Here is a 13670-nt window from a genome sequence, read left to right as displayed (position 1 = left end):
GCTGTTGCCACCCGAAGGAGACGCATCCCCGATGACCGTTCTCATTACGCTTGCCGACGTCGAGCCGGCGGTACGCCTCAACGCGCTGCTCGAGGCCGACGACGTGCGCACCGCGGTGGTGTCGCCGTTGGACGACCTGCCATCCGAGGTGCGCAAGGCGCGGCCGGACGTCATCGTGTTCACCGGCAACCTGCTGGACCCGCAGACTCTGGCCATCGTACGCGACCAGCTCTGGGGCGGCGCCGCCGTGCTCGGCCTGGCCGACATCGGCGATCCCCAGCTGGAGCTGAAGCTCAAGGCGATTGGCTTCGCCGAGGTCATCAACAAGCCGGTGAGCCCGGAGGCGCTGCGGCAGAGTGTGAACGAACTGCTCGACCGTCAGCGCGTCGCGCGCGAGACGGGGCTATATGGCGAGAGCGAGGCGGTCCGCGAAGTGTTGGTGGCTATTGGCCAGATGGCGCCGGTGTCGAGCACGGTGCTCATCGAGGGCGAGAGCGGCACGGGCAAGGAGCTGGTCGCGCGCGCCATTCACAAGCTTTCGCCGCGGCGCAGCAAGCCGTTCATTGCCGTGAACGTGGGCGCGCTGCCGGAGACGCTGCTCGAGAGCGAGCTGTTCGGCCACGAGAAGGGCTCCTTCACCGGCGCCGCCGAGCGTCGCATCGGACGTTTCGAGTTGGCGGACGGCGGCACGCTGTTCCTCGACGAGATTGGCGAGATCCCGCCCAGCACGCAGGTCAAGCTGTTGCGCGTGTTGGAAGAGCGTGAGGTCACGCGCGTGGGCGGCACGCAGTCCATCCCGGTGGACGTGCGCGTGGTGGCGGCGACCAACCGTCCGCTGCGCGAGTCCGTGCAGCGCGGGTCCTTCCGCTCAGACCTCTACTATAGACTCAACGTCCTGCGCATCTACCTGCCGCCGCTGCGCGAGCGGCGCAGCGACATCCCGCTGCTGGTGCGGCGTTTCGTGCAGGAGTTCGCCGAGCAGCATTCGCGTGAGTTCCACGGAATATCGGCCGAGGCGATGCAGGCGCTGGTGAACTACTCCTGGCCGGGCAACGTCCGCGAGCTCCGGAACCTGATCGAGAGCATGGTCGTGCTGGCGACCGGTCGTGAGATCGGGCTGGCCGACATCCCCAGTGCCATTCGAGAGGGCGGGGCCGACCGCCTGTTGCCCGTGCCGATCGGGCCGATCGTGCGTGAGGAGAGCCGCGCCGAGGGTCGGGAGCTGGAGTTCATCGTCCGGAGCCTGGTGGAGATGAAGCTGCAGCTTGAGGAGCTGCGCCGTCGGGTGGACGAGCGTTCTGACCGTGAGGTCAGCGGGTTTCCGGGCTCTGGCGGGTCGATTGGGGCCGGCGCGCTGGAGCCGCCAGCGCCTCCGCCGCCGAATACCGTGACGATCACGCCGGGGATGACGATGGCGGAGATCGAGCGGGCGGCGATTGTGGCGGCGTTGCGTGAAACGCGTGGCAATCGTCGTAAAGCGGCAGAGATTCTCGCGATAGGGGAGCGAACCCTCTATCGGAAGCTCAAAGAGTATCAAGTTCCTGAACAGTTAGAGGACTGATTTCGGCCTTTGCCTAGGTCACTCCCTTCCTAACTGAATCGTTTATCGACATCTTGAATCACAGGCGGGTTGCCGCGCGGGGCTGCTGCCGGCATCCGCACGGAGAACCAGTGAGTCCTGGGGTCCCACCTCGTACCACGCGAGTTGCCGTGTCTGGTCAGCAGCCACAGTCGAACACTCCCCTCTCTCCGATCGCGGGGAGCGTTCTGCCGTTGCAGCGTGCGGAAGAGCTGATTGCCTCGTTGCAGGATGTCGTGTCGGTGCGGATCACGGCGAACCAGACGGGGAGCATCGACGCGATCCACGTGTTGGTGGCGGGTGATACGCCGGCGAAGTCTGTGGTGCGCAACATCGAGAGCGCGTTGATGGCGCAGCTCGGGTTGCGGGTGGACCATCGGAAGATCTCGGTGGCGGCGACGGCACGTCGTCCGACCCCGACGGAAACGCAGGTGATTGATGCGGCGACGACGGCAGCGGTGAAGGCGCACGCGCGGGCGATCTACTTCGAGGACGTGGAGGTCCGGGGATCGCGGGCGCGCGGGGTGACCTGTCGGGTGACGTTGCGGGTTGGCGCCGAGCAGTATGTGGGCGAGGCGGAGGAGGGGATGCAGAGCGACCGCAGCCGCGTGGATGTGGCGGCGCGGGCGGCCCTGACGGCCCTGGCGACGGCGGGTGCGATGGCCGGCGTGTTCTCGCTCGAGGGTGTGAAGACGATCACGGCCTTTGACCGTGAGTTTGTGTTTGCCGGGGTGGTGGCGCGCGACGGACGTGAGTCGCAGCTCCTCACTGGCAGCTGTGAAGTGAAGGAGAGCGCCGAGACGGCGGCGGTATTGGCCGTGTTGGACGCGACGAACCGATGGGTGACGTCGAAGGCGGTGGGCGGTGCTCCCGTGGTGGAGGATCGTCGGTCGCCGGCGCGTTAGGAGGAGTTGCAGGACCAGACTAAACCGAGGAACAAAAGAGGTATCCCCCGTTCTCTCTTAGCGGAGAGGAAATGAGCGGTAGCGTCCATTAGGGGCGCACGAGCGGAGCCGACCGTAGGATGACGCCCAGCACTGCTGGGCGATTTCGTCGCCGGGAGGTGAGTCTCGATGTCGTATGTCTCGTCTGTAATCGTGGCGCTTTGCGCGCTTGTGATGGGTGATTCGGCCAACTGGGGCTGATTAGCAGGAAGGTGTTGCAGTATGAGGACGGGGGGTCCTCCGGTCATTGGAGTACTGAGTATGGATCATCGGGTACGCAGCATTGTCGAGAAGGTCGCCGTCGGAGCATTGGTTGCTCTGGCGGCTTTCTTGGCGTTGGGACCCGAACCCACGATCGCCGAGTGGCGCGCTGCCGCATTCTTCGCAGGCTTTGGTGTGTTGGCGTCAGCACTCGCCTACCGAACGTCCCAGGCGACTCTGGGCACGATTGGGTTTCTGCCATACCTGAGCGCGGCACTGGTAGCGCCCAACATTGCAGCGCTGGTGAGCGTGCTGGTTAGCACGCTGGCCGCTGAGCTCTTCCTTCGGCGGCCGCTTGTTAAGCTCGTGTTCAACGTTTCCCAGCACATCTTCTCCGTCGCGCTCGGAATCGGTGCCTACTTGGCGCTCGGAGGCTCGACGGCTTTGAACCATACGCCGGGCGCGATCCCCTTCCTGGCGCTCGTCGCGGTCTACTTCACGCTCAACAAGCTCGCGGTAAGCACCGTTGTCGCTGCCTCAGATGGCTCGCCCACGAAGGCTCATTGGGTGCGGAGCATGCGTGGCTCGGTGCTCTATGACGCGCTCGCGTTTCCGCTCATTCTATTCTTCGCGGTTGCGTATTCGAATCTAGGTGCGGGTTGGTCCGCAATCCTCGCTCTGCCCATGCTCGGGATGCGTCAGCTCTATCGTACGGTCTTCGCGTTGCAGAAGGTGAACGAGGAACTGCTGCAGTTGATGGTGGCGTCAATCGAGGCTCGAGATCCATACACGTCTGGTCATTCGCAACGCGTGGCCAGGTACGCCAGGGTCATCGCGAAGCATGCCGGGATGGGCGTAAAGGCTGTGGAGAGAACCGAGATTGCTGCTCTGTTGCACGACGTCGGGAAGATTCATGAAGAGTTCGCGGTGATTCTGAGGAAGCCTGGTCGCCTGACGGACGAGGAGTTCGAGGTGATGAAGACTCACCCGGGGCGCAGCGCAGAGCTCGTCGGACGGGTATCGCACTTCGCCGACCTTGTTCCTGCCGTGCAGTCGCACCACGAGTCGTGGGACGGTCGTGGCTATCCACACTCGCTGAAGGGTGCGGACATTCCTCTCGGAGCGCGCGTCATTGCATTGGCAGACACGATCGATGCGATGACAACGAGCCGGCCATACCGAGCTGCTCTCACTCCCGACGACGTAAAGTCGGAGCTCCATCGCGAGCGAGGTCGGCAGTTCGACCCGGCAATTTGCGAGCGCTTGTTGACCCCGGCGGCGTGGAGCGAGCTGACGCGAGAAATTGAGTCAGCGACCATAGCGTTCCCAGTGCACGGATTGTCGCCGCTATTGCCGATCGAAGGCACTACTGGTGAGTTCTTGGCTGTCGCCTCGTCTCGCTAGGATCCGTCGCGCCTCATGAAGCTCCGCATAGAATGGCGGCAGGGGGCGCATGAATCGCAGATCTCTTTCCCTGACGTGCCGTTCGCTGAGACCCGCGATTCCCACAAGCCCGGGTAGTAGCTTTGCAGTCCGTGCAAGGAGCTCGATGGGGTAGTCTGCTGCGGAGTGTCCAAGCAGGCCGGTAACATCCGAGGCCGCACCTGTCGCGGAGTCGACCGCTATCGACTCTATTCTTGCCATGGCGCCGTGCATCGCCAACGATGCGAGTCGCGTTACTCGACTGATGATAACTGGGTCGGTCCTTACCTCGTCGAGACGCTCGCGCGCCGATGACTCGTCGAGATGGACGTCTCCAGAGTCGATTCGGATTCGGTCGTCGAGATGCCGCAGCGCTATGCTGCGTTGCCTGTAGTCGGGGCGAAGCGAATCTTGCTCGGCGGAGTTGATCCACTGGCGCGCCGCTTCAAGGTTGCAGTAGTCGAGCGCAATGTTCGCGCAGAGCTCGGCGGCAATCGCTGCGTCATCGGGGAGCGCCGCTTGGGACGCCCTTGAGTGAGCTCGGGCCGCCGCCGACAGTGCTCGATCGCAGAAGCCGTGAAGGCGCAGCGAGTGGGCCAGTATTCTTTGACTCGCGCACCACGAGGTTGTGCCGACGGCTCCGAACAAGCCGGTCTCGACAGTGGCATGTAGTTCAAAGAGCTCGTCACTTGGGCCATGCTCAGTTCTGAAAATCATTGCCGCGAGCAGTCCGCTCAGGTTACGCGGCAGTTCGGAGCGCAGGGAGTCGACAAGAGCGGCGTTCTTGCGCTCAATCGCATGCTCGTGAGCATTCGCCGCTAGCCGTGCGACTGACATACACAGAGCGAGCCGAAATTCTGTCGACATCGACCTGTCTGAAGCTGACTCGAGCATTCCAGCAAGGAGTCGGCTGTGCTCCATGCAGAGCTTAGCACTTGCCTCGGTCTCAAGGGCGAGCGCGCTCGCCGCGGTCTCTCTTGTGTCCTCGAAGCCGTGAGCCCCCGATGCTCGTATCGGATTGAGTGATTGGATCGAGTCCTTCGGTCTCCCTGCCGCGAGTAGTGCTCTCGCGAGCCCAATGCGAACACGTGGCTCGGCCGCGGAGTTCGGTGAGATGTCCACTGCCCGTCGAAAGACGTCGATGCTCTGGCCGATGAGACCCGCGTCATAGTAGCGACGTGCCGCCGCTTCACAGAGAAGCTGGGCCTTCGCGGACATGCCCGCGCTTCTGTACAAGTCGGAAGCCTTCCAAAGTCCAGACGCAGACAGCGAGCTCTCACCCTCGGCAAGCAAAGCGTCGGCGCAGCGCAGCGAGAGCGCACTAGCAGTCGCTGGAGAGAGCGAGGCGGCTAATGTCCTTCGCCAGCACTCGTGAAGTGACAGCACGCCATCCGAGTGGGCAGTAACGATTCCGTCGTCCTCGAGCGCCTCGATCGCGCTGCCGAAGTCAGGCGCGGGAGTGCTTGATACCTCGCGAACGCGAGCCGCAGTCGCCTCGCTCCCGAGCAGCAGGACTGTTCTCAGCAGAGCAAGCGGCGCAGGCCTGAGGCGACTCAGGCGGTCTCCAATGACGCTCTCGAGAGTTGTGGGCAACGCAACGCTCGGTTCCCGCCGCGTCGCCTGCAGGCTAAGCTCGCGAACGAAAAGAGGGTTGCCGCCGCCGACTGAGGCAATATCTCCTGCCGTCTCGGTGCTAAGCGCTGACGAATGCGCGTGCGCTGTGCGCTGAGCAAGCTGCGATGAGCTCTCTAGGTCCAGGGGAGGAACTCTAACTGTTGACCAAGCCGGATGGGGTCGCGACCCATCTTCGGTGTGTGCGCTTCGGCTCGTAAGCACGAAGCAGATTCGCTTCTGCACTAGACGCGAGGCGAGGACGGCAAGCACCTCCCGCGAGTCCTCGTCAATCCAATGCGCATCCTCGACGAGAACGAAGTATCTGCGAGCGCTTTGGCATGCCACGAGCGCATCCGACAGCGCCGCAACGTACTGGTCAGATGACGGGCGGACGTCGTCTGAGTCCATAAACGTCATGACGTCGGTCGTCCGAGCAATTCGACGAAGCAGTCCAAGTGTCGCGGGACTCGACCCGTTTACTTCGTCCGTCGCAAGGAGCTCCCTTCCGATCGCAAGTGGTACGGCCAGCGGCACTTCCCCCATCCCCGCCTCCGCCCTTATCACCACCGTCCGCATCCCCTTCAGCTCCGCATACGCCCTCGCCTCCATCGCCAACCGCGTCTTCCCAATCCCCGGCGCACCCACCAGCATCACCGCACCACCCTCCCCACGCCACGCAGCCTCCACCAGCCCGGTAAGACGTCGCATCAGATCCGCCCGCCCCACCAGCGGCACCTCTCGCGGCCCTCGCTGCACCCAGTCCGCCCGCCGCTCGGCCAGCCGCTTCCGCAGCGCCAACGCCGGCTTCCCAAGCTCCGGCGAGATGTCCCCCACTTCCGACAGATACGTGTCGAGAATCTCAATCGCCCGCGTCTTGGACCCGGCCATCGCCGCGCTCTCGGCGCGCGCCATCGTGGCCTCCTCATTGAACGGGTCCGAGCGGAGGATGGGCTGGGCCCAACGCTCCAGGTCAGCCCACCGTCCCTCGCGCCGCGCATTGCCGATCTGGAGCAGCGCGGCCTTCCGGTGCTGCGCCAGCACGCGCTCGCGCAACTCGTCATACCAAGCGAGGAAGCTGCCACTCATCCGCCGACTGAACACCGGCATCGGCTCGCCCGCCGCGATGATGGCCTCCCCGCTGGCCTGCTCGCACCAATCAGATGCCAGCGCGCTGCGCACATCGCTGTCCACGCGCGCAGCATCGAGGCGGATGACATCCCCGTCCTCGTCCAGCGTCAGCCCCTTCTCGCGCAGCCGATAAAGCAGCTGGCGCAATGCGTGTCGCCGTGTGGCGCCGTCCTCGTCTCCCCAGAGGAGGTGGAGAATGTCCTCGCGCGGCACCCGCTCGCCCGCCCGCGTCGTCAGGTAGAGCCCGAGGGCAAACAACACCTCGGTGTTCATCCCCACGCGCCGTTGGCCAATCTGGAAGTCGGCCGCCCCCAGGACGCGTACCCGGATCCTCGCTACCTCATCACGCCGTTTCCGCATAGGCAGTAGTCCCGCGAAGCACCGTCACTCGGCCGTCACCGGGGCGGAAACGGTACCGCCCGGCAGCGCGAGGCGCTACCGGGCGGTCGACGAGAGGTTCGAAGGACGCCGGCGTCCAATGGGACGCAATCAGCGCCGATACCTAGCGCCCCTTCGCCCCGCCAAGCCCGAGAATCTGCTCAATCCCAACCCCCTCAGCCTCCGCCTGGAAGTTGAGCACCACACGGTGCCGCAGCACCGAGAACGCCACCGCATCCACATCCTCAAGATCCGGCACCGCTCGCCCATCCATCGCCGCCCGCGCCTTGGCGCCGAGCACGAGATTCTGCCCCGCGCGCGGCCCAGCCCCAAAGCTGATGTACTTCTTCACCGCCGCCGTCGCCTCCGGCTCCCCCGGACGCGTCGCGCGCGCGAGACCCACCGCGTACTTCACCAGCGAAGGCGGCGCCGGCAGACGCCGCACCAACTTCTGCATCTCCAGCACCTCGGCGGCCGTGAGCACGGGCTTCACCGCGCCCTTCATTACGCCCGTGGTCTGCGAGACGATCGCCTCTTCCTCGGCCACACTCGGGTAGCCGATGCGCAGTTCATACATAAACCGGTCCAGCTGCGCCTCGGGCAAGTGGTACGTCCCTTCCTGCTCGATGGGGTTCTGCGTGGCCAACACGAAGAACGGCTCGGGCAGTTGATACGTCTTGCCCGCTACCGTCACCGTGTGCTCCTGCATCGCCTGCAGCAGCGCGGCCTGCGTCTTCGGCGGCGCGCGGTTGATCTCGTCGGCCAGCACGATGTTGCCGAACACCGGGCCCTGCGCAAAGGTGAATGCGCGCTTGCCGGTGCCGTGGTCCTCCTCCAGCAGCTCGGTGCCGGTGATGTCGCTGGGCATGAGGTCCGGCGTGAACTGGATGCGCGAGAAGTGCAGATCCAGGGCGTCCGCCAGAGTGGCGATGAGCAGCGTCTTGGCCAGGCCTGGCACACCCACCAGCAGCACGTGGCCGCCGGCGAGGATGGCGCTGGTCATGCTGTCGACGATGTCGTGCTGGCCGACGATGCGCTGGCCGATCTGCACGGCCATCTCCTTGCGCGCTTCGGCAAGACGGGCAAGAAGCTCTAGGTCCCGCGCGTCAGCGGCGGGATCACGGGTTACAGTCTGGCTCACGGGCTCGCGGGGCTTGGGGTCCGGCGGGGGTCGCTCAATCTAACCCGAGCCGCGCCCTCCGCGAGCAACTAACGCACGGTGAACGCCACGCGTTGTTCGAGCGGGAAGTTCACGCTCGCCAGCGTGGCCACGGCCGTGTAGGTGCCAGGCGCCGCGTCCTTCCACGCTTCCTCGAAGCGAATCGAATCGCTCGCGCGCAGCACGCGATTCTGCACGGCCTGCGTGAACAGCCGGCCCTCGCTCCAGCGCCACACCTCGCGGCCGATCGAGTCGAGCACGATCACGTCGTGCGTACGCCCGTCGGGGAACATCAGCTCGAGCTTCTTGTTGCTCGCGTTGGCGACTTCGAACTCGAAGCGCACACCGTCAGTCACGGAAACGTCGAGCGATGGGGCGAGCGGCGTGTTGCCGCTGCGAGCCGTACGCGTTGCCGGCGACTGATCCGCTCCACTCTCACTTCGCTGACGCGGCCCGCACGCAAACGCGAGCACCGCAACGGCGACAAGTGTGAGGGGGAGCTTTTCAGTCATCGGACACCTTCCTTAGAGCGCGCTTGGGGGGGTAGGCAGAACTTATCAACAACGGGACGATTCGTCAAACGCCCAGGTCACGGCTAAGTATCGGCAGCAACTGGGGTTGGCTACACATCACGAAACTGCTGCCTGAAATCCAGCCGGATGGGGAAATGTCCGTGGATAACCTGTGGACATCTGGGGTCGAGACGAGCGGTCGAGGGGGCCCGTCACACCCCGTTTCCGGAGCCCCAAATCGCTTGCGAAATATTTCACAAAGTCGTAATTTCCACGGCTGAAATGGAGCACGACCCGCCCTCTGCCGACCGGTCGGGTTCCCGTCCTACAGACGAGGATCCCATCGCCCGGTTGTCAGGCTCCAAGGGAGTCGCATCCCTTGGCGGGGCAGGCAAGTACGTCGGTTTGGGCTTCCAGTTCGTCGCCTCGATCCTGCTGTTCCTCTGGATCGGGAAATGGCTGGATGCGAAGGTCGGGACCGACGGCCCGTTCGTGCTCCTGGGGGTGTTCATCGGCGCAGGCGCGGCCTTCTACTCGATGTACCGGGGACTGATGGCCGACCAACGCCGAGAGGAGGAAGCCGAGGCGCGGCGACGCGCGGCGGCGGCAGCAAAGCAGGGCGGGGAGGAACGGTGAAGCAGGGGGCGATTTTCTTTGCCGTCGCCGCTGTGATCACCCTCGGTGGCGCCTGGGGCATCACGCTCCTGCGACCCGAGCCCGAGCTGGCCCGGGCGGTGTGGTCGAGTGCGGTGATTGCGCTCGGTGTGCAGGTGCTGGCATTCGCGGTGGCGCGGCCCTTCGTGGCCACGAACCCGATCGCGGGTTGGGGACTGGGATCGCTGATCCGGTTCGCGGTGGTGATGGTCCACGCCTTCGTCGGCGTGAAGGTGTTGGGGCTGCAGTCGGGCCCGGCGCTGCTGAGCCTTGTGGGATTTCTCTTCGTCACGATGCTGGTCGAGCCTCTCTTCCTGAAGCAATGAAGATCGGAACGTTCCTTACCGCTTTGACTGCCGCGCTGCTGCTGGGCGCCGCTCCCCTCGCCGCGCAGGACCACGCCGAGCCGGTGACTGCGGCCGCTCCGTCGAGCGCGCAGGCCGACGCCGAGCATGCGGATGAGAAGTACGACATCATCACGCCGCACATCACGGACGGGAACCACATGGAAGTGCCGTGGATCCTCCCGCCGTTCTTCAAGGAAGTCACGCTGCCGCACTGGGAGCCGATCCACGTCGGCCCGCTGACGATCGACCTCTCGCCGACCAAGCACGTGATCTTCCTCATGCTCGGCGCGGTGCTGCTGATCGCCATCATGATCCTCGTGGCCAACGCGCACGTGCGCGCCACGCAGGCCGGCCAGGCGCCCAAGGGCGGCACGAACGCCATCGAGGCGATGATCCTCTACATCCGCAACGAGGTCATCCTGCCGAACGTCGGGCACCACGGCGAGGGCTTCGTGCCCTACCTGCTCACGGTGTTCTTCTTCATCCTGACGCTGAACCTGCTGGGCCTCGTGCCCTACGGCAGCACGGCCACCGGCAACATCTCGGTGACGGCCACGCTCGCGGTGATGACCTTCATCACGGTGGAGATCGCCGGCATCCGCGCCAACGGCTGGGGCTACCTCAACACGATCTTCTACTGGAACAACGAACTGCCGCTGCTGATGCGGCCGCTGATGTTCCTCATCATGAGCCCGGTCGAGATGATCGGAAAGCTCACGAAGCCCTTCGCGCTGGCCATCCGTCTGTTCGCGAACATGACCGCCGGCCACATCGTGGTGCTGGCGTTCATGGGCCTGTTCTTCACGTTCCTCCTGCCGATCGGCATCGCCCCGCTGGCGATGGCGGTGGCGATCATGCTGCTCGAGCTGTTCGTGGCGTTCCTCCAGGCGTTCATCTTCACGCTGCTGTCGTCTGTCTTTATTGGGCAGATTCGGGAGGCGCACCACTAAACGACAGTTGTGAGTTATGAGTCGTGAGTCGTGAGTGGTCGTTACTCATGACTCACAACTCAGAACTCACGACTGCAGTTGTACCCGTATCCCAGCGAGCGCTGGGAGATTCCCACTGAGCCCAGCCGGGCTCGCCGGTGGGTAGCGCCAACCGGCGCGCAACACCACGCAGGACCACACACCTAGGGTTCCACAATGATCTCTCTCGTTCCGATGCTTCAGGAAGCCGCCGTGGCCGCGACGTCCAACGGCCAGGGTCTCTCGCTCATCGGTGCCGGTCTCGGCGCCGGCCTCGCCGTGATCGGCGCGGGCATGGGCATCGGCCGCATCGGCGGCCAGGCCGTCGAGGGCATGGCCCGTCAGCCCGAGGCTGCTGGCAAGATCCAGACGGCCGCGCTGATTCTCGCCGCCCTCATCGAAGGCGCCGCGCTGTTCGGCGTCGTCGTCGCGTTCCAGATCCAGGGCAAGTTCTAAGCAGCAAGCAGGAATCGAAGGAGGGCAGGCCGCACGGCCTGCCCCCCTTCATCCTCCATCTTTCATCGTTGTCGGTCCTCACCGGACCTTCCCAATACCAGTCCTCCGATGCGCGCTCTCCGCCTCGCCCTCGCACTCCTGCCCTTCACCGCCACCCCCGCCTTCGCGGCCGAGGGCGGCGCGGGCAGCCTCCTTACGCCGCACTACGGGCTGATCACGTGGACGATCGTCGTCTTCATCGCCACGCTGCTCGTACTGCGCAAGTTCGCCTTCGGGCCGATCCTGCAGGCCGTGCAGTCGCGTGAGCAGGCGCTCACCGACGCGATGGCGGCCGCCGAGCGCGACCGCAACGAGGCAGCCAAGCTGGTCGCCGAGCAGAAGGCGGCCATCGAGGCGGCGCGCGCCGAGGCGCAACGCTACATCGCCGACGGCCGCGCGACGGCCGAGTCGATGCGCGGCGAGATGCTGGAGCAGACGCGCCAGCAGCAGGCCGAGCTGCTCGACCGCGCCCGCAAGGAGCTCGAGGCCGAGAAGGCCAAGGCCATCGACGAGCTCCGTCGCGAGGCCGTGGACCTGGCGCTGGCCGGTGCCGGCAAGCTGATCGGGCAGAAGCTCGACGCCGCGGCCGACCGCAAGCTCGTCGAGGACTACCTCGGCTCGCTGAGCAAGTAAATGCGCGACGTCTCGATCGCCCGTAACTACGCCGAGGCGCTGCTGGCGCTGGCCAGCAAGGCCAACGACCGCAGTGGCTGGGGCGCGCTGGTGAGCGCGCTCGGCGACGCCGTGAGCCAGGACCAGACGCTGTCGCGCTTCCTCGAGGCGCCGCAGGTGAGTGCCGCCGAGAAGAGCGCGATCCTTGGCAAGGCGCTGGCGGACAAGGCGCCGAAGCACTTCGTGCGGTTTGTGCAGAAGCTGGTGGCGAACCGTCGGCAGATGCTGCTGCCGGAGATTGCGGTGGAGTATCACAGCTTGTTGGATGCGGCCGAGGGTCGGGTGCACGCGCGGGTGACGGTGGCGCGGCCGTTTGATGCGGCGGGGCAGGAGGCGCTTACGGCTTCGCTGTCCAAGGCGCTCAAGAAGACGGTGGTGGCGCACGTTTCCGTCGATGAGCGGATTCTCGGCGGCGTGGTTGTGCGTGTTGGCGACACCGTGATGGATGGGTCGGTGCAGCGGCGGCTCGGCAAGCTGCGTGGGGCGCTGATTGGTGCGCGGTAAGGGAGTTCCCAGTGTTCGATGGACACCGCGCAGCTTGGGCTTGTGAGCAGCGTGCGACCGCTCCGGGCTGACGCCGCCGAGCGGGATGTGCCGCGATGCATCGCCGCTCTACTGCGCGCCTAGCCCCGACCGGATGAGGGTCCCGTGAGGTCCGCGCTGCCCCTCAGCGGCCACCACGGCATTCAGGACCAGCACCGGACGGATTGTCGCTCTCGTGGCCCATCCCACTCTCGCAGGACAGCTCGAGAACGACGGCAGTCTAGAGCCAGCACTATCACGTCTGGACGTACGCGATGTCCGTGACCCACGCGGCGCCGCCGCAGACGCCCGGGCTAGTCGTGGTCCATGCGCAAATGAGGCGCAGCAGAAGAGCATCCTCGATGCGTAGCCACGGCGGTGGCCTTTGCAGCCGCTCTATCGAAGCCGCTTGGCGCCACTCCGAACTTTCCGCACATCGCCCGATCGGAAGTGCTGTCCAAAGCGGCGCGATGAAGGCACGATTTGCGCGCACAATCGCTTCCTTGGCTGTCGCGGTCGCTGGTTCTCCCTCCTCGAGAGGGTGGCACAGACCGGCCGTCTCCACCGACGAGCGAGAACTCCAAGTGGCGCGGGCGAAGCCAGGGTGCGCGCCTCGTCGGCTCCCAACTGACGCGGCGACCGCGGTCTCGAGTCGGTCCCGACCCTCGTCGACCGCCCGATTTCCTTGACCATTCAGTAGACGCAGCCTCGAGGTGACTTCTGTTCGGGGAGCGACCCCAATGCCTTCGGAGTCGCCGACTCGAGCGAACGACGCATCAGGGAATCCCGTACATATGTGGGGAGGAACGATTATACACAGCGTAAAAAATTCCATTAAGATTAGCGCTGTGGAAGGTCGTGCCCTTAGCCCTTGAGACCGGCATCCCGTGTACACTGTGCTTCCGCGGTTAGTCGTTGCGCTTGTGCTGCTGCTCCTGTCACCCGTTGGACCGTGGGCCTCGGCGAGTGGGATGGTGGCGTGCGAGCATTTGGTGGAGCGTGCGCAGGTGGATGGCAGCGTGCCCGACGCAGCCAGGGTCCTGCGCGACTGCCGGAGCGATGCACCGATGGCGCC

General features: G+C 65.2%; 12 protein-coding genes. 9 read left to right on the top strand and 3 right to left on the bottom strand.

The genetic code is table 11. The annotated features are described in order from the left end of the window. Positions 1-31: 31 nt before the first annotated feature. The 3 genes from KF709_03980 to KF709_03970 all read left to right on the top strand — a co-directional run bounded on the left by KF709_03980 (position 32) and on the right by KF709_03970 (position 4128). Positions 32-1561, top strand: a complete 1530-nt coding sequence (locus tag KF709_03980) for a sigma-54-dependent Fis family transcriptional regulator (GenBank protein ID MBX3173543.1) — start codon at positions 32-34, stop codon at positions 1559-1561. 212 nt (positions 1562-1773) lie between these two features. After that, complete coding sequence (locus tag KF709_03975) at positions 1774-2484, top strand: hypothetical protein (protein MBX3173542.1); 711 nt, start codon at positions 1774-1776, stop codon at positions 2482-2484. A 300-nt stretch (positions 2485-2784) separates the two neighbouring features. Further along, entirely contained in the window at positions 2785-4128 is a 1344-nt protein-coding gene (locus tag KF709_03970; protein ID MBX3173541.1) for an HD-GYP domain-containing protein, read from the top strand. On the opposite strand, the gene KF709_03965 is transcribed toward KF709_03970, so the two are convergent. From KF709_03965 to KF709_03955, 3 genes are all read right to left on the bottom strand, one after another. Further along, the gene (locus KF709_03965) at positions 4072-7167 is read right to left on the bottom strand and encodes an AAA family ATPase (protein ID MBX3173540.1); all 3096 of its coding nucleotides are present in this window, start codon (positions 7165-7167) and stop codon (positions 4072-4074) included. The genes KF709_03970 and KF709_03965 overlap by 57 nt on opposite strands. Before the next feature lie 223 nt (positions 7168-7390). Next, on the bottom strand, positions 7391-8323 hold the full coding sequence (locus KF709_03960; GenBank protein MBX3173539.1) for a MoxR family ATPase: 933 nt from the start codon (positions 8321-8323) through the stop codon (positions 7391-7393). A 152-nt stretch (positions 8324-8475) separates the two neighbouring features. After that, entirely contained in the window at positions 8476-8937 is a 462-nt protein-coding gene (locus KF709_03955; protein ID MBX3173538.1) for a hypothetical protein, read from the bottom strand. A gap of 351 nt (positions 8938-9288) precedes the next feature. On the opposite strand from KF709_03955, the gene KF709_03950 reads away from it, so the two are divergent. From KF709_03950 to KF709_03925, 6 genes are all read left to right on the top strand, one after another. Beyond that, a complete protein-coding gene (locus KF709_03950) occupies positions 9289-9573 on the top strand; it encodes an AtpZ/AtpI family protein (GenBank protein ID MBX3173537.1) in 285 nt (94 codons plus the stop codon). Then, positions 9570-9917 (top strand): hypothetical protein, encoded by a 348-nt coding sequence (locus KF709_03945; GenBank protein ID MBX3173536.1) that lies wholly within the window; start codon positions 9570-9572, stop codon positions 9915-9917. The genes KF709_03950 and KF709_03945 overlap by 4 nt, the downstream gene beginning before the upstream one ends. Beyond that, the gene (atpB, locus tag KF709_03940) at positions 9914-10888 is read left to right on the top strand and encodes a F0F1 ATP synthase subunit A (protein MBX3173535.1); all 975 of its coding nucleotides are present in this window, start codon (positions 9914-9916) and stop codon (positions 10886-10888) included. The genes KF709_03945 and atpB overlap by 4 nt, the downstream gene beginning before the upstream one ends. A gap of 213 nt (positions 10889-11101) precedes the next feature. Beyond that, positions 11102-11362: an ATP synthase F0 subunit C gene (atpE, locus tag KF709_03935; GenBank protein ID MBX3173534.1), complete on the top strand. Its 261-nt coding sequence runs from the start codon at positions 11102-11104 to the stop codon at positions 11360-11362. A gap of 108 nt (positions 11363-11470) precedes the next feature. After that, entirely contained in the window at positions 11471-12034 is a 564-nt protein-coding gene (gene atpF, locus KF709_03930; protein ID MBX3173533.1) for a F0F1 ATP synthase subunit B, read from the top strand. Then, positions 12035-12577: a F0F1 ATP synthase subunit delta gene (locus KF709_03925; GenBank protein ID MBX3173532.1), complete on the top strand. Its 543-nt coding sequence runs from the start codon at positions 12035-12037 to the stop codon at positions 12575-12577. It abuts the gene before it with no gap. Positions 12578-13670 lie beyond the last annotated feature (1093 nt).

It is taken from the genome of Gemmatimonadaceae bacterium (genome assembly GCA_019637445.1).
Classification (GTDB): Bacteria; Gemmatimonadota; Gemmatimonadetes; order Gemmatimonadales; family Gemmatimonadaceae; genus Pseudogemmatithrix.
This window is presented reverse-complemented; position numbering and strand designations above follow the sequence as displayed.

Excerpts from the sequence above, each read along its gene's own strand:
- KF709_03980 (MBX3173543.1), top strand. The coding sequence starts at position 32 with ATGACCGTTCTCATTACGCTTGCCGACGTCGAGCCGGCGGTACGCCTC.
- KF709_03970 (MBX3173541.1), top strand. The coding sequence starts at position 2,785 with ATGGATCATCGGGTACGCAGCATTGTCGAGAAGGTCGCCGTCGGAGCA.
- KF709_03960 (MBX3173539.1), bottom strand. The coding sequence starts at position 8,323 with ATGGCCGTGCAGATCGGCCAGCGCATCGTCGGCCAGCACGACATCGTC.
- KF709_03955 (MBX3173538.1), bottom strand. The coding sequence starts at position 8,937 with ATGACTGAAAAGCTCCCCCTCACACTTGTCGCCGTTGCGGTGCTCGCG.
- atpB (MBX3173535.1), top strand. The coding sequence starts at position 9,914 with ATGAAGATCGGAACGTTCCTTACCGCTTTGACTGCCGCGCTGCTGCTG.
- atpE (MBX3173534.1), top strand. The coding sequence starts at position 11,102 with ATGCTTCAGGAAGCCGCCGTGGCCGCGACGTCCAACGGCCAGGGTCTC.
- atpF (MBX3173533.1), top strand. The coding sequence starts at position 11,471 with ATGCGCGCTCTCCGCCTCGCCCTCGCACTCCTGCCCTTCACCGCCACC.
- KF709_03925 (MBX3173532.1), top strand. The coding sequence starts at position 12,035 with ATGCGCGACGTCTCGATCGCCCGTAACTACGCCGAGGCGCTGCTGGCG.